This window comes from bacterium (assembly GCA_035549195.1).
Taxonomy (GTDB): Bacteria; Oederibacteriota; Muellerivitia; order Muellerivitales; family Muellerivitaceae; genus DASZRK01.
Genome location: DASZRK010000002.1, coordinates 179,503 through 199,582 on the forward strand (window position 1 = coordinate 179,503; position 20,080 = coordinate 199,582).

At 60.9% G+C, this 20,080-nt stretch carries 22 protein-coding genes; 2 read left to right on the forward strand and 20 right to left on the reverse strand.

The features are described 5' to 3' along the window. The first annotated feature begins 80 nt into the window (after nt 1–80). Nucleotides 81–908 carry an inositol monophosphatase family protein gene (locus tag VHE12_00815; GenBank protein ID HVZ79320.1) on the forward strand — a complete coding sequence of 276 codons (828 nt, stop codon included), beginning with the start codon at nt 81–83 and terminating at the stop codon, nt 906–908. Between the two features lie 241 nt (nt 909–1,149). Here VHE12_00815 and VHE12_00820 read toward each other — a convergent pair whose 3' ends face one another. The 6 genes from VHE12_00820 to VHE12_00845 form a co-directional block, all read right to left on the reverse strand. Continuing rightward, nucleotides 1,150–1,749: a hypothetical protein gene (locus tag VHE12_00820; protein ID HVZ79321.1), complete on the reverse strand. Its 600-nt coding sequence runs from the start codon at nt 1,747–1,749 to the stop codon at nt 1,150–1,152. A 119-nt stretch (nt 1,750–1,868) separates the two neighbouring features. After that, nucleotides 1,869–2,639 (reverse strand): SAM-dependent chlorinase/fluorinase, encoded by a 771-nt coding sequence (locus VHE12_00825; GenBank protein ID HVZ79322.1) that lies wholly within the window; start codon nt 2,637–2,639, stop codon nt 1,869–1,871. 80 nt (nt 2,640–2,719) lie between these two features. Then, the gene (locus tag VHE12_00830; protein HVZ79323.1) at nt 2,720–3,598 is read right to left on the reverse strand and encodes a histone deacetylase; all 879 of its coding nucleotides are present in this window, start codon (nt 3,596–3,598) and stop codon (nt 2,720–2,722) included. Between the two features lie 41 nt (nt 3,599–3,639). Further along, the gene (locus VHE12_00835) at nt 3,640–4,098 is read right to left on the reverse strand and encodes a PilZ domain-containing protein (protein HVZ79324.1); all 459 of its coding nucleotides are present in this window, start codon (nt 4,096–4,098) and stop codon (nt 3,640–3,642) included. A gap of 7 nt (nt 4,099–4,105) precedes the next feature. Further along, nucleotides 4,106–4,315, reverse strand: a complete 210-nt coding sequence (locus VHE12_00840) for a ferredoxin (protein HVZ79325.1) — start codon at nt 4,313–4,315, stop codon at nt 4,106–4,108. Between the two features lie 8 nt (nt 4,316–4,323). After that, nucleotides 4,324–5,301 (reverse strand): DUF6588 family protein, encoded by a 978-nt coding sequence (locus VHE12_00845; GenBank protein ID HVZ79326.1) that lies wholly within the window; start codon nt 5,299–5,301, stop codon nt 4,324–4,326. A gap of 91 nt (nt 5,302–5,392) precedes the next feature. On the opposite strand from VHE12_00845, the gene sfsA reads away from it, so the two are divergent. Further along, nucleotides 5,393–6,139, forward strand: coding sequence for a DNA/RNA nuclease SfsA (gene sfsA, locus VHE12_00850; protein HVZ79327.1), 747 nt, complete (start codon nt 5,393–5,395; stop codon nt 6,137–6,139). Here the strand turns inward: sfsA and VHE12_00855 are convergent. The 14 genes from VHE12_00855 to VHE12_00920 all read right to left on the reverse strand — a co-directional run bounded on the left by VHE12_00855 (nt 6,136) and on the right by VHE12_00920 (nt 20,003). Further along, nucleotides 6,136–6,381: a zf-HC2 domain-containing protein gene (locus VHE12_00855; protein HVZ79328.1), complete on the reverse strand. Its 246-nt coding sequence runs from the start codon at nt 6,379–6,381 to the stop codon at nt 6,136–6,138. The two genes, sfsA and VHE12_00855, sit on opposite strands and share 4 nt — an antisense overlap. 215 nt (nt 6,382–6,596) lie before the next feature. Beyond that, nucleotides 6,597–7,052 carry a prepilin-type N-terminal cleavage/methylation domain-containing protein gene (locus VHE12_00860; protein ID HVZ79329.1) on the reverse strand — a complete coding sequence of 152 codons (456 nt, stop codon included), beginning with the start codon at nt 7,050–7,052 and terminating at the stop codon, nt 6,597–6,599. A gap of 111 nt (nt 7,053–7,163) precedes the next feature. Next, nucleotides 7,164–7,619 carry a type II secretion system protein gene (locus VHE12_00865; GenBank protein HVZ79330.1) on the reverse strand — a complete coding sequence of 152 codons (456 nt, stop codon included), beginning with the start codon at nt 7,617–7,619 and terminating at the stop codon, nt 7,164–7,166. A 411-nt stretch (nt 7,620–8,030) separates the two neighbouring features. Next, nucleotides 8,031–9,401, reverse strand: a complete 1,371-nt coding sequence (locus VHE12_00870; GenBank protein HVZ79331.1) for a sigma-54 dependent transcriptional regulator — start codon at nt 9,399–9,401, stop codon at nt 8,031–8,033. Further along, nucleotides 9,398–11,179, reverse strand: coding sequence for an ATP-binding protein (locus VHE12_00875; protein HVZ79332.1), 1,782 nt, complete (start codon nt 11,177–11,179; stop codon nt 9,398–9,400). The genes VHE12_00870 and VHE12_00875 overlap by 4 nt, the downstream gene beginning before the upstream one ends. 34 nt (nt 11,180–11,213) lie before the next feature. Next, complete coding sequence (locus VHE12_00880) at nt 11,214–11,660, reverse strand: hypothetical protein (protein HVZ79333.1); 447 nt, start codon at nt 11,658–11,660, stop codon at nt 11,214–11,216. A gap of 134 nt (nt 11,661–11,794) precedes the next feature. Continuing rightward, nucleotides 11,795–12,202 carry a heavy metal-binding domain-containing protein gene (locus tag VHE12_00885; protein ID HVZ79334.1) on the reverse strand — a complete coding sequence of 136 codons (408 nt, stop codon included), beginning with the start codon at nt 12,200–12,202 and terminating at the stop codon, nt 11,795–11,797. A gap of 118 nt (nt 12,203–12,320) precedes the next feature. After that, the gene (locus VHE12_00890; protein ID HVZ79335.1) at nt 12,321–15,509 is read right to left on the reverse strand and encodes a CusA/CzcA family heavy metal efflux RND transporter; all 3,189 of its coding nucleotides are present in this window, start codon (nt 15,507–15,509) and stop codon (nt 12,321–12,323) included. Beyond that, the gene (locus tag VHE12_00895; GenBank protein HVZ79336.1) at nt 15,506–16,420 is read right to left on the reverse strand and encodes a heavy metal-binding domain-containing protein; all 915 of its coding nucleotides are present in this window, start codon (nt 16,418–16,420) and stop codon (nt 15,506–15,508) included. Before VHE12_00895 ends, VHE12_00890 begins: the two co-directional genes overlap by 4 nt. Then, nucleotides 16,407–17,693: a TolC family protein gene (locus VHE12_00900; GenBank protein HVZ79337.1), complete on the reverse strand. Its 1,287-nt coding sequence runs from the start codon at nt 17,691–17,693 to the stop codon at nt 16,407–16,409. Before VHE12_00900 ends, VHE12_00895 begins: the two co-directional genes overlap by 14 nt. 98 nt (nt 17,694–17,791) lie before the next feature. Further along, complete coding sequence (locus VHE12_00905) at nt 17,792–18,145, reverse strand: hypothetical protein (GenBank protein ID HVZ79338.1); 354 nt, start codon at nt 18,143–18,145, stop codon at nt 17,792–17,794. A 96-nt stretch (nt 18,146–18,241) separates the two neighbouring features. After that, complete coding sequence (locus VHE12_00910; protein HVZ79339.1) at nt 18,242–18,847, reverse strand: hypothetical protein; 606 nt, start codon at nt 18,845–18,847, stop codon at nt 18,242–18,244. 115 nt (nt 18,848–18,962) lie between these two features. Continuing rightward, nucleotides 18,963–19,631, reverse strand: coding sequence for a hypothetical protein (locus VHE12_00915; protein HVZ79340.1), 669 nt, complete (start codon nt 19,629–19,631; stop codon nt 18,963–18,965). A 42-nt stretch (nt 19,632–19,673) separates the two neighbouring features. Next, a complete protein-coding gene (locus VHE12_00920) occupies nt 19,674–20,003 on the reverse strand; it encodes a hypothetical protein (protein HVZ79341.1) in 330 nt (109 codons plus the stop codon). Nucleotides 20,004–20,080 lie beyond the last annotated feature (77 nt).

Consider the following 20,080-nt stretch of genomic DNA (forward strand, 5'->3'; position numbering starts at 1 on the left):
GAATCCCTTTTACGGCCGCCCTCTATTTCCCGCGTCCCCGCCGGTTGTTACAATCCCCGGGCCTCAAGGAGAAAACTTTAATGTCCTCTTATTTAACCATCGCCGTTCGGGCCGCCAAGAAAGCGGGCGCCGTTCAAAAGGCCCACTACGGCCGGGTCCGGAACATCCAGTACAAATCCAAGAACAAATTGAACCTGGTCACCGAAGTGGACCAGCGTTGCGAGAAGATCGTCCTTTCCATGCTCAAGGCATCCTTCCCCACCCACAATCTTTGGGGAGAGGAAAGCGGGCAGGGTTCGACCTCTTCCGAATATACCTGGCTGGTGGACCCCCTCGACGGGACCACCAATTACGCCCACAGCTATCCCTTCTTTTGCGTCTCCATCGCCTTGGTGAAGGACAACGAGCCCGTGGTGGGGGTCATTTATGACGCCCTACGGAACGAGCTCTTTACCGCTGAAAAAGGCAAGGGCTCCTTTTTGAATGGAAAGCGGCTCAAGGTCAGCCCGACCAAGAGCCTTTCGGAAAGCCTGCTGAGCACGGGCTTCGCCTATGCCGTGCGTGAGACCCATTACAACCTGGACAACTTCCGCCGCTTCGTGCTGACCGCCCAGGGCGTCCGCCGGGACGGATCGGCCGCCATGAACCTGGCCTATGTGGCCGCCGGGCGTTTCGACGGTTTCTGGGAAAGGGGCATCCAGGCCTGGGATATGGCCGCCGGGGTCCTGATGGTGCGGGAGGCGGGCGGCCGGGTGACCGACATCAACGGCAAGCCCTTCGACCTATTGGCGCAGAACGCCCTGGCCAGCAACGGCAAAACCCATCAAGCCATCTTCAAGACCTTGTGGAAGGGTAAGGACGAGAAGAACTGGATGAAGAAGTGGGCCCATCGGGCTAGGCCCCAATAAGCGTTTCCGATCACCCGAAGTTCATTCCTTATTTAACGACACCGACCCCGGACCTTTTCTTTACCACCTATCATGCACGCCCGCCGCAAACAGGACAAATGAACTTCCTTTTCTTGTGAGCCGAATGGACCTGTTCCCGCATTTTGACCCCACATTTTCCACAGAACACAACGCCTCTCCGATGTAGGGCTTTCGACCGCACACCGAAAAATAGGATTTGTCATATGGGAGGGCGTGCTGGTTACTGGATCGCCTTAAGGATCCCGATCAAAGATCCTTGAAAGACCGGCGCGTAGGAAGTGAATGTGTCCTTGTCCACCCGGAAACTCACCTGATAAAGGTTGTTCCCGTGGATGAACATGTAAGTTGTTTCAATGATGGGGATCTTTCGCTTGGTCGAAATGAATTCCATGACCAGCCTTTCAACGAATTTCCCGAAGGTTACAAAACCTCTTCTCTCAACAAGGGTTGTGTCTTGACCCATGGCTTGTTTGACGTAACATTCCCCACGCCCCTCCAGGAACCCCTTTTCGGTGGGATCGGATAATTGCCCGAAATGGATTTCTTGGACATACATGACCGCTGATTTCTGGGCTTTATAGGCTTTGGGATCATAGGCCACCAGCTTGAACGTGGGTTCTTGGGCAAGATCTGTTGCCAGATCAAGAACGGATTTGGGCACGGAAGGGTCGTTGGTCGGGATGCTTTCCAAGGAGACTTTTACCCATCCTGGAGGTGTGAGTATTTGGATGGATGTAGCGGCAAACCCAAAAGACGGTCCGGCAACAAAGATCACGGTTAGGACGGCGAGGACCGCACAAATACGATACCGAATCCCCACATTACCCTCCGACGGCCAAGATTTTCCCGCAAAAACCAATTCGACAGATTAACATTATCATTTTTAAAGGTTTTGACCTGTTCTTGTTTAAAAAAACCTCGGGTTGAACCAGGCCATCTTCAACCCAAAGTAACTGGCGATCCAATCTTCGCACCCAGCTTTTGCGCAGCGCTCCCCCCATTCACCGACACCTCCAGGTTCCCGGACGACCCCACCAAGACGGCCACCGTTCCCTTCTTGATCTGCGAATAATGGGTCGCCACATGGAGCACCACCGTCTTGCCGATCTTCATGCGGAAAGGCTTGGGGATATGTTTGGCTTCCAGGTTCGTGATGAGATTCCCGAAGCGGTCGATCCAAAGCACTTCCCCGGTCCAGCCCGCCTTGGTCCTGAAGGGTTTCGGTAGTTCCCGCCAGACCCAATGGTTGATGCGGTTCCCCAGTTTCAACAAGGGCACCCCCTTGGCCAGATGGGCGGCGGCGGGAGCGAAGATGTCCCGCCCGTGGAAGGTCGTGCTGGGGTTCGGAAGTTGGAATTTCTTATCGGTGAGTTCCACCACCTGTTCGATGCCCCAGTCTTTCAAGGCCGCCGAGAAAAGCCCATTGTCCGGGCCCACAAAAAAATGGCCCTGGGATTTGAGAACCACGCATTTGCGGGCGCTCCCCACCCCCGGGTCCACCACGCAGAGATGGATGGTCCCGGGGGGGAAATAGCCGATGGAGGTCTTGAGCAAATAGGCCCCCGCCATGACCGCCTGGGGCGGAACCTCGTGGGTCAGGTCCACCAGCCGGGCCTGGGGGCAGATGGAAAGAATGACGCCCTTCATAACACCGACAAAGGGGTCCCGGGAGCCGAAATCGGTGAGAAGGGTCATGATCGGCGTTTTCAACTCGATCCTCCGGTTGAATTTTGAATTCTTAATTTTTGGTTCTTAATTAAAAACTAAGAATTGAAAATTTAAAATTGCCGTTAAGAGGTCCAACCCATCAGGAACTCCTCGATGAGGGCCGGCAGGTCATCGTGATAACCGCCTTCCAAGAGCGCGAAGGTGGGGGTTCCGATGTCCTTCAGGGCTTTCCCGATCCCCCGGTAATCCTTCTTCGTGAGCCCGAACTGGGTGAGCGGGTCCTTCTCATAAGTATCGAATCCCATGGAGATACCCAACAGGTCCGGCTTGAATTCCGCGACCCGCTTGAGCGCGCTGTCCAAGGACTGGAAATAGTCCCGCTCCGTGGTCCCGGGCGGCAAGGGGTAATTGGCGCAGTTCCCCCGGGACTGGCGGCCCGTACCCGGATAGGCCGGGAACTGGTGGAGCGAGACATAAAGGAAAGGATCCCGGCCAAAACAGAAATCCTCGGTGCCGTTCCCGTGGTGGCAGTCCAGGTCCAGCACCGCCACGCGCCCGGCCCTTTTGTTCTTCACCTGGTCCTCGATCGCCACCGACATGGAATTGAGATAGCAGAATCCCATGCCGCTGTCCGGGGTCGCGTGATGCCCGGGCGGGCGCATGAGGGAAAAGACCTTTGGGCCTTCCAGGGCTTCTTCGGCGGCTTGCACCGCCGCTCCCGCCGCCAGAAGGCTGCTTTCCCACACCCCGGGAGCGCCCGGTGTGTCCGGATCGAAATAACCTTCCTTCTCGACCTGTTCGATCATGGCCTTGTGATGGACCGCGTGCAGCTGTTCCAGTTGGACGGGTTTAGGTTCTTCGAATAATTGTCTGGGCAGGATACTTTTGAGGTGTTCCAAGGACCTCAGGACCCTTAAAGGATGTTCGGGGTGGCCGGGGATGTCGTACTTCCCCACCTTTGTCGTGGAGAGGATTTTGAGGGGACCGGGAGAAGGTGTCATGCAGCCTCGCTCTCAAGCCAGGAGTGGAACGATGCCTTTGTTCATTTGCCACCGTTGCGTTGCCGGATCTTCTCGGCCAGGAGGAACTTGTCCAGCCGCACCACATCCTGCCGGTTGAGGGCCAGGATCTTGATGCCCGCCCGGTGGGTCGTGCCCGAGGAGGGGGACCCCTCGGTATGGACCCGGACGATCTCGGCCAGGAGGGTCAAGGGCGCCGGATAGCCCGGCAGGTAAAGATGGATCTCCAGGGCCGAATCGGGAGGGAATTCGTCGGACCCGACCAACGACATGCCCCCCATGGAGATGTCCCGGGTCACGGCGTGGACGCTGGCGGATTTCTTGGCCAACTCCGGCAGGTGGTCGATGGAGGATTCCCGGTAGGCCGGGTCGGATAGGACCCGGACCAGCTCGCCCTTGGGGACCACCGTATAGGTCACCTTGACGGTGGCGTCGATGCGCTCGAACTGGCGTTTTTCCATCCAGCCTTGGTGGATCCCCATGGCGCTCCTATTTCTTCCAGTGGATGCAGGCCACCGGACAGGAATCCATGGCCGCCTGGATCCTCTCTTCGCTGTCGCCCTGGGGATTGAAGACCTCGGAGAGCCCGTCGGAGGTCATGCGGAAGACCTTGGGGGCCTCCACCACGCAGGCCTCGCAACCGGTGCATTCGTTCTGGTCCACGAAGGAGATGCGGTTCGTCCGCTTGGCGGTGGGCATGGCGTTCCCTAGAGCTGGACCCGGAAGCTGGTGGAAAAGGCCAGGTCGGTCCCGTTGGATTCGCCCACGATCGCCCAATGGAGACCCATGCCGAAATCGAGCCCCACCACGTACTTGGGCTCGAAAAGGTTGGGCTGGGCCGAATTGGCGGCGGATACGTTGATCGGCGTGGGACTGCCCGGAGAGACGGTCAGGGTCCCGGTGCCCGTCATGGTGGAAGTGATGGTCCCCGAATTGCGCTGGAAACCGATGGCCGCGAAGGGGTACGCGACCCCCAGGTCCTTGCCCACCTGCACTTGGGCGCCAAAGCTCTTGGTCTCCCAATGGAGGGCATAGGTGTTGTTGCCGGTGAAATTCACGTTGTAGTTCATGGACGTGTTGGAGTCGACATAATTGCCGGACTGGTTGATGGGGGTGCCGATGCTCAGGTTCCCCGCCATGTCGTCGAAACTGACGCCCACCGTCACGGTCGGCGCGGTCGCGCCTTCCACCAGCTTGTAACGCAGGTCCAGGCCCCATCCGAAGAAGTCCGCCGCGAACCCCAGTTCGGGAAGGTTGACCTGGGGCAGGTAGTTGAACTTCACCCCCAGGTCCAGCCCGTTCAATAGACCCACCTTGCCGGTCAGGACGGGAAAGGGCGCCGGGACCACCGCCGGAATGCTCAGGTTGGAGGAGAGATGGATCGCGTTGAGGCCGACCGAATTCAGGTCCGGAAGGCCCATCAGGTCCGCCCCGACCCCCACCCCCACCTCGGCCCGGGGGCCCGAGACCAGGTCAAAGACCTGGGTCGGCGTGTTCCAACCGAGCGAAGTGAAGAAACCCATGCTACCGGCGAAACGACCGTTGATGTAATTGGTCAGGGACTGGTAATCGGCTTGGGCGTCCGCGGTGAAGTCCGATTCAGGAGTGGCCCAGGAGGAAAGCGGACAGATCAGGAAGCCCGCGCCCAACAAGGACACCAGGAGGGATCGACGTGGGTTTTTCAAGGGAAGCCTTTCCAAAGGACCGGACCGGTCGGATACATGATGTTCTCTATAAATTACCCCAACCGCCTGGAAATTGGGATAGCTTGGGCGCATGAAATGGCCCGATGCCCCCCTGGTTTTAGGCGTTTTCCTCGAAAGGCTCCATCGTTTTGGGGCCCGGGTCAAGGTGCGGGGCCGCGTCGAATATTGCCACGTCACCAATTCGGGCCGCTTGCGGGAATTGTTGCGGCCCGGCGCCACCGTCGCCCTGGTGGATCACCGCTCCAAGGGCAAGGCCTTGGGCACGGGTCCTCCCCGGAAGACCCGCTACTCCATCCGCCTGGCCCGATACCGGGGCAAGTGGGTCTGCATCGAGGCCAACGTGGCGCCCAAGCTGGTCCGGGAGGCTTGGGAAAAAGGAAAGCTGGCGGGGCTGGGCGCCTACGGCCGGTTGCGAAGCGAGGTCCCGTTGGACCGCCATACCCGTTTCGACCTCCAAGCCCGTGATCCACGGACGGGCCGGGTCCTTTGGGTCGAGGTGAAGTGCGTCACCCTGGTGGACCAGGAAGGCCGGGGCTTCTTTCCCGACGCCCCGTCCGAACGCGCCTCCAAACACCTGCGAGAACTGATGGCCCTTCGCCGCAAGCCCCGCACCGGGTCCCTGGTCTTTTTTGTCCTTCAAAATCCTTTGGGACTTTCGGTAAGTCCCAAGGAGGACACGGACCCGGTCTTTGCCCACACTTTGCGAAAAACGAAAAGAGCGGGCGTGGAGATCCGCGTCTTGAGGACAAGGATCGGCCTGAAAGGCGCCGAAGTCACCGGACCGGGGGAACTAAGGTTGGGTCGAAAGGGTCTTTAGATCAGCCAGGTGTCGCGGTCGGCGGGACCGGTTTGAAAGGAAGAGGATTTATCGGAAGAGGGCCCCGAGGCGGCCAGCGCCATCCCGGTCTTTTCGATGACGAAAGCGTTACGGACGTTCTGGTCCAGCAGGTAACAATCCGGGCAATCCTGGATATGCTCGGTCACCCAAGCGGTCTGCTGAGGGGAAAGCTTCCCTTGTATATAGACACTGTAGGCTTGGTGTACCTGGCGGCAATCCATAAAAGCCTCCATCCCTCGGGTTACGGCCTAGGATGGAACTTAACGGAACGATTCCAGGTTTCCAATCGGAAAAACGCCGGTTGCCGGTTCCGGGGCCTCGGTTCCCGGGAACCTTTTCCGTTTCCCATTACAAAAACGATTAAATCGATAGGATCCAAAATAAAAAAAGGGCGGCTAATGCCGCCCCTTTAAAAGCATGAACGTTAAACTTCAGTTCATTCGAAACCGTAGAACGAATAAGGGATCCCCTTGGAATCCTTGACCGTGCTGTTCACATACACGTTGCCCAAGCCGCTGTCGTACATCCAGCCGGTCGAACTTCCGGTCGGGACCTTGCTTTGGGCCGTCATCGCGACTCCCGCGCCCGAAGGGTTGACCGCGTTGGCCACGAAAGCGCCTGTCACCTTGACCGGCGAGATATTGTCCAGATAGCGGCTGAAGGCATAGGTGCTGAAGGAATTCAGTGTGGTGGGCCAGATCCCCTGCTGGTCGCCGTAATAGATCGAAGCCGCCGACTTCAAGGACCCCAGGTTCCCTTTCGTGGAACCTTCTCGGGACTTCTCCAACATCTGGGCGAAGCGCGGGATCGCGATGGCCGCCAGGATCCCGATGATCGCCACCACGATCATCAACTCGATCAACGTGAACCCCTTTTTGGATAGACGAATCATGTCAACCTCCTTGGAACTTTTGAAGAATGGCCTCGGAGCCTTTGACCCAAGGCAAAGAGGCCGGGATCGACAAATCCCGGCCTCTTTGCGGACTATAGCCCCAATGCGTTCTTATTCAAACCCGTAAAATGAATAAGGGATGCCTTTCGAGTCCTTGACCGTGCTGTTCACATACACGTTGCCCAAACCGCTGTCGTACATCCAACCGGTCGAGCTTCCCGTCGGGACCTGGCTTTGACCCGTCAAGGCCACCTTGTCCCCAGCGGGGCTGACCGCATTGGCCACGAAGGCGCCGGTCACCTTGACCGGGGAAACGTTATCCAAATATCGGCTGAAGGCGTAGGTGCTGAAGGCGTTCAGGGTCGTCGGCCAGATCCCCTGCTGGTCCCCGTAATAGATGGAGGCCGCCGACTTCAAGGATCCCAGGTTCCCCTTCGTCGAACCTTCCCGGGACTTCTCCAACATCTGGGCGAAGCGCGGGATCGCGATCGCCGCCAGGATCCCGATGATCGCCACCACGATCATCAGTTCGATCAAGGTAAATCCCCTGCTTTTAAGCGTTTTCATCCTCATCCTCCTTAGGTCAAATTGAATGAACGGCCCCGGGCCGACAAACCCGGTCCCCTTCTCGCGAAGGGTCACTTTTTGGGCACCGGGATCCTTTGTACGTTGGTCTCGGTCCTTGCGTTTCCCCCGTCAAGGGTTTTCGAAGGACCGCTCCCTTTGGGGTCCTTGGTGGGACCCGGATGTCCCGAAAGGGCCCAAAGGGCGCCCAGAACGATCACCAAGGCCAGTAGAAAAATTCGAAAGGAATATTTCACGAGCCCTCCGGTCCTGGATCCCTGCCCGTGTTCCATAAGAGCAGGGGCCATGCCAAAGGGGGGCTATCTAAATCGGCGGGATTCACCGGGGTGGGCGGGCGCCCCATGCATTAAAAGGAATGCATCGGGCATCTTTGCATGCAGGCCTTAGAAGGGATCACTTCTTGAACTGGGCCGGGGAGAAACGGTATTTCTTCAGCAGGGCCTGGAAATTACGACGGGCCATCCCGGCCTGCCGGGATGCTTCCGACACGTTCCCCCGGGTCTGGGACAACAGGGTGTGGAGATAGTCCTTTTCAAAGGACTCCACATAGGCTTTCTTGGCGGTCCGGAAAAGCCCACCCGCCGTTTTCCCCTCTTCCGGAAGGGCCAGCGATAGCAATTCGGTCCGCCGGATCGCGCCATCGGAGGTCAAGAGCGCTGCCTGCTCCAGCGTGTTCTTCAATTCCCGGACGTTCCCGGGCCAATCCTGCGCCAAGAGCCACTTCATCGTGTCCGGCAGCAGCCGCAGGTCCTTCCCGGTCTCCCGGCGAAAGCCCGCCAGGAAATGTTCCGCCAGCGCGGGGATATCCTCGCGCCGTTCCCGCAAAGGAGGGATCCTGAGGCAAAGCACGGAAAGACGGTGATAGAGATCCCTCCGGAAACGCCTTTCCCGGACCATCTCCTCCAGGTCCTGGTTGGTGGCGGCCACGATCCGCACGTTCACTTTGCGCGATTTGATGTCGCCCACCGGCCGGACCTCACCCGTTTCCAGGGCCCGCAGGAGCTTCGCCTGGGACTCCAAGGGGATCTCCCCCACCTCATCGAGGAAAAGGGTCCCGCCGTCGGCCGCCTGGAACAGGCCTTCCCGGTTCTCGTGGGCTCCGGTGAAAGCTCCCTTGCGCACGCCGAAAAGCTCGGCCTCGAAGAGGGTCGCGGGAAGGGCGCCCGCGTTGACCTGGACCAAGGGCCCCTTGGCGCGGGGGGAGGCCTCATGAAGGGCCTTGGCCGCCAGTTCCTTGCCCACACCCGACTCCCCGGTCAGGAGGACCGGGGCGCTGCTTTGGGCGAACTTCCGGACCGTTTGCAGGACCTGGTCGATGGCCCGGGAATGGCCGATCATGGGCCCGGCCTTACCGGCGATCTCCTTGCGGAGCCTCTCGTTCTCGGCCAGCAGCCTTTGCTTGTTCAGGGATTTCCAGACCGCGACTTCCAGGTCCTCGGGGTTGAAGGGCTTGGAGAGGTAATCCTCGGCCCCCTTTTTGATGACCTGGACGATGTTGCGGGTATTGCCGTAACCGGATATCACCACCACCGGAAGGTTGGAATGGGCCTTCTTGACCTTCTCCAAAAGGGCTTCCCCGTCCATGCCGGGAAGCCGCAGGTCCGTGATCAAAAGGTCGAACGCCTCGGCCCCCAGGAGACCCAGGGCGCTCTCCGCGTCCCCGACCAGGACGGCCTGATGCCCTTGCCGCCCCAACATGGTCTCCAGGAGCCTTCCGACCCCCTTTTCGTCCTCCACCACCAGGATCCGCGCGGGCTTGCTCATTTTTTTCCTTTGGAAGAAAGATCCACCGGCCATTCCAACACCATTCTAAGGCCCCGGGGCTTCCGGTTCCTTGCCAGGACCGTTCCCCGATGTTCCCGGAGGATGGCCTGGACCATGGCGAGCCCCAACCCGGTCCCTTGGGCCTTGGTCGTAAAGAAGGGCTTGAAGAGGTTCCGGAGCTGCCGCGGGGGGATCCCGGGACCTTGGTCCGTGAGGACCAGCCGGTTGAACCCCCCTTCCCTCCGGAGTTCCACCTGGACGATACCGCCTTGGGCCATCGCCTCGCGGGAATTCTTCAGGAGGTTCAAAAGGACCTGGGCGAACCGGTCCGGGTCCACCCGGACCCGGAATCGGTCCGGCTGAAGCCTCAGTTCGAAGGGAACGCCCCTCTCCGGGAGCCGGTCCCAGGTCTCCCGCACCATCCCGGCCAGGTCGCAGTCCCGGGGCGTGATCCGCCGGGGCTTGGCGATGTCCAGGAGGTCGCCCAGGAGGCGCCGGCACCTTTCCGCTTCCTTCCCGATCTCCCGGATCCACCAATCCTTCTTCCTTTTCCCGGACCGCAGGGCCATCCGGACACCGCCCAGGATGACCGTCAGGGGATTGTTGAGCTCGTGGGCGAGCCCCGCGGACCACTGTCCCACGGTGGCCAGGCGTTCGGACTCGGCGGCCTTTCGCTCCGCCTTCAAGGTCCTCAGGTAGGCCCTTTCCTTTTCCCGGTCCTGGGAGCGGATGGTCCCCATCATCCGGAAGAGGGCCTGTTTCAGGAGCCCGATCTCGTCGTTCGCCGCGGCTTTCATCGCGGACCCGCGGAAGGTCTCCAGGGTCCGGAACCCTTCCGCTTCCCGGGCCAGGTTCAGGATCGGGTCCACGAATCTTTCCGCCAACACGATCGAAAGGAAGGCGCTGGCCGCCATGGCGAGGATCACGAAGAAGGTGGTCCCCCACAGCATCCGGGTGGCCGATTCATAGCATTCGGAAGCGGGTTGCCGGACGATCACGCCCCAATCCGAGGTCTTGACCGGGGAAAAGGCGGCGACCACCTCCTCGCCATCCTGGTTCCTGAATTGGATGGAACCCTCCTTTTGGGTCTGGAAGGCCTTGACCGCCGGGTTGCCGCTCAGGTCCCGGAGCCATTTGGCCCGGTCCGGATGCAGGATGGCGATCCCCTCGTGGTTCACCAGGTAGGCGTAGCCGGACCTTCCGATCCTCGCCGTGTCCATGTTGCCGATGACGTGGTTGGGAAGGTGCATGACCCCCACCAGCACCCCCTGGAGTTCCCCTTGGCGGAAGACCGGGGCGCTGATCCCGATCTCCAGGTGGCCGGAAGCCGCCGTATAGACCTCCACCAGCACCGAATGCTCCAGTTGTCCCGAACGCTCCAGCGTCTGCCGCACGAAACGGTCCGGGGGATATTCGGCGGAGGAGACGCCCGAGATGCTCTTGGCCCAGAGCGAGCCGTCGCGGTCATACCAAAGGAGCGCGTCCACATATTCGGTCGTGGAGGTGATGAGGGTCATTTCCCGGATGATATAGGCCTTGTCCCGGGCCAGGGTCCGGGGGTCCTTGGCGAAGACCGAGATGGTCTGCAGGGCGGTGGAAAGCCCCTGGTCCACCTCCCAGGCCAAGGTGCGGGCCAAGGCCCTTTGGGACTGCTGGACCTGTCCACGCAGGGCCTCATAGGAGCTCCAGACCAGGTAACTGCCCAAAAGGCCGGTAGTGGAAAGGGTCAGGAGCGCCGCCCAAAGGGCGGTGCGGGTCTTGAGGCTCATGAAGGCCATGGGATCCCTTTCGGCCGGCCGGGAACGGGAAGGATCAACGGTCCTTCGGGGCGGGTTCACCGATGCCCAGGAGGCGCTCGATCTCCGTCCGTTCGATCTTGTGGATGTTATGGGAGAAGGCGCCATCCTTGTTGCCGATCAGCAGGCGGTCGTTCTTCAGGAGGTAAAGGTGGAAGAGGACCTTGTCGCCCTTGTAGAAATGAACCAGGACCTGCACGCCGGGCGGCGTGACCATGAGCTTTTCCCATCCGGTGCGCCGTTGATGGATAAAATCGTAGATCTTGCCTATCTTGGCCTTCTCCTCCACGTAGCTGACCTGCTGGGCCTTTTGCTCGAAATCGTTCTGGCGGACCTCGATGCGGGTGATGGAATCCACATCCGGCAGGTAGATGTCCTTGTTGAACAGGGAAAACCAGGCCACGGTCCCGATCACGGCCACCGCGATCAACAGGCCCAGGCCCCAACCCGTTTTTCTCATCATGGAACGTGCTTTCCTTAAGACCGATCTTTCCATCCGTCCGGCCCCATTCTATTCAGCCGGACGGGGGCCCCCAACCCCTATAAAAAAGGGGCAGGGCCTTGGGCCCCGCCCCTTCCGTCACCTTCAGCGTTCCGTCACTTCTTCTGGACCAGGTCCATCCCGCAATCCGGGCACTTCCCGGCCTTATCGTAGGAACCGCCGCACATGGGACAGGTCCAAACGACCTTTTGGGCATCCTGGCCCACCGGGGCTTTGGCCTCTTTTTTGACCTTCGCCTTCTTCGCGGGGGCCGGTTTTTGCTTCACCAGGTCCATGCCGCACTTGGGGCATTTCCCATCGGCCGTCTTGGGTCCGCTGTAATCCCCCATGGGGCAGGCCCAGGTCTCGGCCGCCGTCTTCTTGGCTTTCTTCGCCTTATGGGCATGAGTGGTCTTCTGAGCGGGGACGCTGGGGGTCGAGGACGGAGCCTCGTCCGCCCGGGCCAGCGTCACCCCGAGGGCAAAAATGGACAGCAAAGCAAGGACTGCGATCGTTCGTTTCATGGCTTCTCCTTTTCCTTTTCCGGGCGACAGGGGCCCCAAACTAACCCAAACAGGGCCCCGAATCCATCCCCGCTTCCAACGATAGAATAAATTCCCTTGGGAAAAACGGTTACATCCCTTACCCCAAGTTCCGGATCCAACGCCAAAGACCCCTTCCCTTCCGGGCCGACAGCTCCGTGTTCCATTTCCAGGCCGTGAAAAGGACCGGATAGACCAGGAGCTCCAGGATGAAGGAGGTCGCCACGCCCCCCACCATGGGGGCGGCGATGCGCTTCATCACGTCGCTGCCCGCCCCCGTGGAAAAGAGGATGGGCACCAGCCCGAACCAGGCGGCACAGACCGTCATCAGCTTGGGCCTCAGGCGTTTCACCGCCCCCTCCATCACGGCTTCCCGGAGGTCCTTTTCGTCCCGCATCCTCCCTTTCGCCCTCCTTCCCTCATAGGCCATCTTCAGGTAAAGCAGCATGACCACGCCCGTTTCGGCGTCCAGCCCGGCGAGCGCGATCATGCCCACCCAGACCGCCACCGAAGTGTTGTAATGCAGGGCCCAGAGCAGCCACACCGCCCCCACCAGCGAGAAGGGGACGGCCATGAGCACCAGGAACGTTTCGGTGAAGGATCCGGTGTTGAAATAGATGAGCAGGAAGACGAGCAGGAGCGCCAAGGGCACCATGATGAGGAGCCGCTTGTCGGCCCTTTCCTTGTATTCGTATTGCCCGCTCCAGGCCAGGCGGGTCCCCTCGGGAAGCTTCACCTGGTCGCGGATCAGGGCCTTGGCCCACCCCACGTAGGTACCCGGGTCCACCCCCTCGGTGTCCACGTAGACGTAGCCGGCCAGGAGGCCGTTCTCGTCCCGGATCATGCCAGGCCCCAGGGTCAAGGAGACGTCCGCCAACTGCCCCAACTGCACCTTGGTCCCCGAGGGAGTGGTCACCAGCACCCGGCGCAGTTTCCCCACGTCATCGCGGTAGTCCCGGGCGTAGCGCACACTGACCGGATAACGTTCCCGGCCCTCGACCGTGGTGGTGACCCGGTCCCCCCCGATGGCCATCTCGATGAGCTCGTTCACGTCCTCGATCTTGAGCCCATAGCGGGCGACCTGGTCCCGCTTGGGGCGGATATCGACGTAATAGCCCCCCGTCACCCGCTCGGCATAGACACTGCGGGTGCCCTTGAGCCCGGCCAGGACCTTCTCGATGGAAAGCCCGGCCTTCTCGATGTCGGGCAGGCTCGTCCCCAGCACCTTGATGCCGATGGGGGTGCGTACCCCCGTGGTGAGCATGTTGATGCGGTTGATGATGGGCATGGTCATGGCGTTGGTCCAACCCGGGAATTGCAGGGCATCGTTCATCTCGGACAGCAATTGGTCCCGGGTCATCCCCTTGCGCCATTGGGACTCGGGCTTCAACAGGACGGTCGTCTCCACCATGGAAAGGGGGGCCGGGTCCAGGGGTGTTTCCGCCCGTCCCGCCTTGCCGAAGACCCGCTCCACCTCCGGGAAGGACTTGAGGACCCGGTCCTGGGACTGCAGGATCCGGGCCGCCTCCGTGACCGAGATCCCGGGCAGGGTGGTCGGCATGTAAAGGAGGGATCCCTCCCAAAGGTCGGGCATGAATTCGCTCCCCAGCCGGAGGAAAGGGAGGAGGGTCAAGGCCAGGATGATCCCGACCCCGGCCAGGACCTTGCCGCCGTTCTGAAGGGCCCATTGGGCGGGGCCCCGGTAGAAGCGTTCCAGGAAACGCCCGACCGGATGGTCCTTTTCGGGAAGGATCTTCCCTTTCAGCGACAGGGTCATCAGGAAGGGCGTCACGGTCACCGCCAGGAAGGCGGCGAAGAACATGGAGAAGGTCTTGGTATAGGCCAAGGGACTGAAGAGCTTCCCCTCCTGCCCCTGCAGGGCGAAGACCGGCAGGAACCCCGCCGTGATGACCAGGAGGGTGTTGAAGAGGGCGGGGCCGACCTCTTGAGCCGCACCGATGATGACTTCGGTGCGGCTCAACCCTGAGCGAGCCGAGCGAGTCGAAGGGTTTCGCCCACGGTCCGCCTCCCATTCCTCCAGGCGTTTGACCGCGTTCTCCACCATGATGATGGAGGCGTCCACCATGGCCCCAATGGCGATGGCGATGCCCCCCAGGCTCATGATGTTGGAGGAGACCCCCATGTAACGCATGGCGATGAAGGACATCAGGATGGCCAGGGGAAGGGTCAGGATGATGACCAGGGCGCTCCGGAAATGCCAAAGGAAGATCAGGCAGACCAGGGACACGGCCAAGGCCAGTTTCAACAGTTCATGGGTCAGCGTATCGATGGAACGGTCGATCAGCTCGGAACGGTCGTAGACCGGCACCAGTTCGACCCCCGGGGGAAGGCTCGGCTTCAACTCCTCGATCCTCTGTTTGACCCGCTCGATGACCTTCAGGGCGTTCTCGCCGTAACGGGCGGTCACGATGCCTCCCACCACCTCGCCCTGGCCGTCCAGTTCCGCCACCCCCCGGCGCACCTCAGGCCCCAGTTCCACCCGGGCCACGTCCCGCACCAGGATGGGGGTACCTTGCCGGTCGCGCCCCACCGCCACATTCTCCAGGTCCTTCACGCTCTTGAGGTAACCCAGGCCCCGGATCATGTATTCGGCGCCGTTGAGCTCCAGCAAGCGTCCGCCCACGTCCCGGTTCGAATCCCGCACGGCGGAAAGGACCTGGGAGAAGGCCAGGTCATAGGCCGCCAGGGCGTTGGGATTGACCTCGACCTGGTATTGCTTGGTCTCTCCCCCCACCGTGGACACTTCCGCCACCCCCGGCAGACTCTGCAATTGGTACCGCAGGTTCCAGTCCTGGTAGCTCTTGAGTTCGGATAGGGTGTGCCGGCCCGAACGGTCCACCAGGGCGTATTGATAGACCCAGCCCACGCCCGAGGCATCGGGCCCCATTTCCACTTTCACCCCCGGTGGGAGCGTCCCCTGGATCTTGGAGAGGTATTCCAGGACCCGGCTCCGGGCCCAATAAACATCGGTCCCATCCTCGAAGAGGACGTAGATGTAGCTGTAGCCGAAATCCGACGAGGCCCGGATGCTCTTGACCCGGGGCGCGCCCAAGAGGGCCCGCACGATCGGGTAGGCCACCTGGTCCTCGAGGATGTCGGGGCTCTTCATCCATTGCGCATAGACCACCACCTGGGTGTCCGAGATGTCCGGGATGGCGTCCAAGGGGATGTTCTTGACCGACCAAATGCCCCAGGCCGCGATCGCCGCCACCGCCAGGGACACCAGGAAGCGGTTGCGCCCGCACCAGTCGATGAGCCGGCGGATCATGGCGCGTCCCCTTTCTCGAAGGCGGCCTTGATCTGGGAATCGGCGTCGATGAGGAAGTTGGCGCCGTCCACCACCTCATCCCCTTCCTGAAGGCCGGCCAGGACCTCCCAGCCCTCGTCCCCCTCATAGCCGATGGTGACCTCCCGGGGCACGAAGGTCCCCGGTTCCGTTCGAAGGAAGACGTAGCGGCGGGTCCCCGTGTCCATCACGGCCCCGGGAGGGACCGCGAGCTTGGGGGACGTGGACGCCTCGATCTCCACATTGGCGAAGATGTCCCGGATGTCGCTCTTGGGCAGGCTCACCCTCACCCGGGTCACCCGGGACTGGGTGCCGTCGTAGGGGTAGAGGAAGGACACCCGGCCCTCGACCCTCGCGCCCGAGCCGCTCAAGGGGGACACGAAGGCCTTCTGGCCCACCTTCACGAAGGGCAGGTCCAAGGCATAGACGTCGGCCACCACGTAACGGCCGGAACTTTTGAGCGAATTCTGGGCCGCGAAGTCGCCGGCCAAGGCGGCGAAATCGCCCCCGCCGCCGGCGAAGCGTCCGACGGTCCGGATGGTCCGGGTCAGGGACTCGATCCCGGCCTTCGCCATCCTCACACCGATCATCTGCTGTTTATGGTCGCTCAATTTGACCGGCGCCAGGCCCGGAAGGCCCTTGTCTTCCATCCCTTCCATCGCGTTCCCTTTCTCCTCATCTTCCAAGGGGATCAGGGTCATGCTGCAGATGGGGCAACTCCCCGGATGGTCCCGGCGGATCTGATGGTGCATGGGACAGGTATAGACCGTCTTTTTCACCGCGACCCGGGGTGTGGCAGCGTAGCGGAAGATCGCCCATCCCCCTCCCGCCAGGGCCAAGACCGCTCCCAGCCAGAACCACCTCATCGTCATCGTCTTCTTAAGGCTTTTCATGATCGTCCCCTCCTAGGTCCCCGGCTTGGTATTCCAGTTCGGCCAGGGCCTTTCCATAATCGGTGCGGGCCTGGTAATAGGCCGTCACCGTCTGCAGATAGGTGTTGTAGTTGTCCACGAATTCGGGAAGCTGGATCTCCTCGTTGCGGTAGGCCAGTTGGGTGGCCTGCCAGGCCCGCTCGGTCTGCTTCAGGAGCCCTCCCTGCTCGTAGAGCTGGAGCAGCCTCCAGGCCGACTGGGCGCCCACATAGGCCTGCTCGGTCATGTGGATGACCTCGTCCTGCTTTCCCTTCAGGTCGTAACGGGCGGCCTCGGTCCTTTCCCCGGCGGCGTCCGCCCTCTGGGTCTGCTTGGCGGGAAAGAAGATCGGCACGCTCAAACCGAAGCGGAACCCGTAATCGGAAAAACCGCCGTTGGGATCGCGAGTGCCGGAGAGCCTCAAGTTGAAATCCGGCAGGTGGTCCAGGAGCGCCAGTTTCCCCTCGGCCTCCTTCGCCTCCACTTCCCGACGGGCCGATTCCAACTGCGGATTCGAATGAAGGGCCCGGTGGACGAATTCCTCCTCGCCCAAGGCCAGGGCCGGCAGCTCTTCATCCCCGGCGAGGGCATAGGACGTGGCATGGGGCAGGCTGAAGAGATGGGTCAGGTTGAGTTGGGAGACCCGCAAGGCCTGGGTATTGGTGATCAGGTCGTTCACCGCCCGGGCGCTCTCCATCTGCATCTTGATGGTCTTGAGGGAGAGCCACTGGCCGCTGAGCTCCTTGGATTGGAGCACCTGGCTCAGGTGCTTCCAGTTCTTCTCGGCGTCCTGCAGGATCCCGTCCACCTTGCTGCGGAAATAGAACTCCCAGAAGGCCTGGCGGGCCTGTAGCAGGATTTCCCGGTCGGTGGCCCCGGCCTCGGCCTCCAGGCGCTTGGCCTCCGCCCCCAGGGCGTCCGCCTTCACGATGCCCTTCCCCGGAAAACCCAGGTTCTCCTCCACCATCCACATCTCCATGCCGGAGGAGAAGTTGAGCGGATCCCCCGATTCACCCGTCTTGTCGATCATGAAGGATGGGTCGGCGGGAAAGAGCGCGGGCAGGACCTCCTTATCCGCGGCCCGGGCCCGGGCCCGGGCGGCGTGGATATGGGGGTTTCCCTTCAAGGCCAGCTGTTCGACCTTGGCCAGGGTCAGCTCCAAGGTGACCGGGGCCGGATCGGCCTCTTGGGCCCATGCCCTGCCCACCAGGACGGACCCCACCAGGGGGATAAGGATGAATTTCAGGATCTTCATAGGACCACTCCTTTTGGCGGTCCCCGGGCCATGGGCCCAGAGGGACGCGCGGATACGGGACAGGTTTAGGCCCGCCCGGACGCATCAAAAGGAACGGATCAGATTCTTAAGGAGAGGGGTGCTCGGAACGGCGAGGTGTCGATCGGGGTCGAAGGATGGAAAGGAACCCCGGCCGGAACGAAGGACGGAACAACGAAAGGATGGACCACCACGACGGGAGCCGGCGCAAGGGAATGCCCGGCCGACACCATGGAAGACTGGTCCATGACCTTGCAAAGGGGGCTGACCGGCTTGCTCTTGTGGCAACAGTCCATCTGGCCCGACATGGACTTCATGGAGCAGGCGGTCGCCGTCGACCCCATGGCCTGATGGCAAAAGCCGCAAGGCGTCAGGGCGACCAACACCCCGGCGATCAGTAGGGCCCGGTTCAGGACCTTCATAAGTGGGAACATGTTCAAAGGATACTTCCGTCCTATCGTTTTTTCCAAGGGGGCCGTTGGGCCCTCTTAAAAATTAAGCCCGGGCCCACGGGATCACTATGAGATAGGTCACTTTTTGTCCGAGGAAGCCCTCTGCCCCAGGACGGCGCCCAGGGCGGCCCCGAACAGGATCAACCCCAACCAGACCAGGAACCTAAGACCCTCTTGGGACAAGGAATGGCCGAATCGGGAATCGACCCAGAACCCGAGGGAATAACCCAGGACGCCCCCGACCCCCGCCCAGAGAAGGCTCTTGAGGACCGTCAGGACGGAGGTGTAACGCTGGCCCACGCCCAAAAGGGGCTGGAGGATGGGGAAATAAAGGAAGATGAAGAGGAACCCGAGGCTTCCGGGGTGATCGATCATGCTGTAGAAGAAGTGGCTCCTCAAGAGCAACAACAGGTAAGCGATCCATAGATAAGAAGAAACGCAAAGGAGCCAGCCAAAGAGGAACCCGAAGGGCCAGAGGGCCAGGCGCAGGCAACCATCGTCCAGCTTCCAGCGATAGACGTAAAGGAAGGGATAGGCTACCAGGAAGAAGAGCGCGTTGTAACGGAAGTTCAGGTCCCAGATCTCATTGGCGAAGGGATGGAAATGGATCTGCAGGAAGCCTGCGAAAGCCAGTCCTTCCCAAACGATCAGCCGGATCAAGGAACGGTCGGAACCTTTGCCCATCAAAACCCCTAGCCGCGAATTGGCGCGTATGAGCGCGCATTAAAAACAGGATGCTGCAGTCTTTAAAGAATTCGGATTTAATTTGCGAATATTTGCGTAAATTCGCGGCCCCGCCTCAGCCTTTTCTTGTTTTGTTCCCGAACCACACGACCGCGGCCACGCCGATCAGGATGAAATCCATCCAAAGGATGCCCTGGACATCCGGGCCACCGAAGAACTGGCCCCACTTGCTGATCAGGGTCCGGCCCAACAACAAACCGCCCACCACGCCGGAGACCGAGTCGGAGATCATGCCTACCGAGGCCCAAAAGGTGAAATTGACCCGGCTCAAGCCCCAAAGGTGCTCGAAGAAGAAAAAGTAGTCCATCACATAAAAGGGGGCCATGAACATCCAATTGCCCTTGATCACCTGGAAACAGGGGATGGCCACCGACAGGGCCCCTTGAGCGTAAGTGAGGTTGCAGGAGGAGGCATAAAGCAGGTAAACGATCCAAAGGAAGCCATTGGCCATCAGGATGACCCGCAAGGCTTGCTCCAGGGGGGAAAGGAGGAACTTGAGGAAGAGCGGCAGGTTCAGTTGTTTGTAATAGTAGAGGACCGGATAGGCCGCCGCGAAGACCAGGGCGTTCCCCAGGAACAGGAGGGGGGTCGGGTCGTTGGGCGGCGCGTAAAAGAGGATATGCAGGAACCCGACGATCCCCACGCTTTCCCAAAGGATGAAGCGGGCGAAGGAAGGCTTTTGTTCGATCGCCGATTGCGGTTCAGTTTCTTTCACTTTCGCCATTTCCCCCTTCTTTCCCCATATATATAACCCGGACCCGCCCCTCTAGGCATCTTTCCTGAACTTCTCCGTCACATGCCCGCATTTGGGGCAAGGGTAAAGGGTGACCCATCCTTTGCGTTCCGGATCGTAACGCTTGGAGTGGGCCTGCACCCGGTCCGCGCACCAAGCGCAATGGGCCTTTTCCCAACGGGGACGGGTGGTCCCCCAGAGGATCCCCAAGGCGGACCCGCAGACCAGGACCGCGAAAGGCCCGGGGAACTTTTGAGTGAACCCGAAATGGAGCCAGAGAAGGGCCGATCCCATCACCAAAGCCAGGGCCCAGAGAAGGAGGAATTTTCCCCAAGGCACCCGCTTGAAGAACGCGAAGATCATCGGCGCCCTCTCCTTCCCCCGGATTTCCCGTTCCGGACCGCCTCCTGGATGATCCAGGTCACATAAGGGATCCGGAA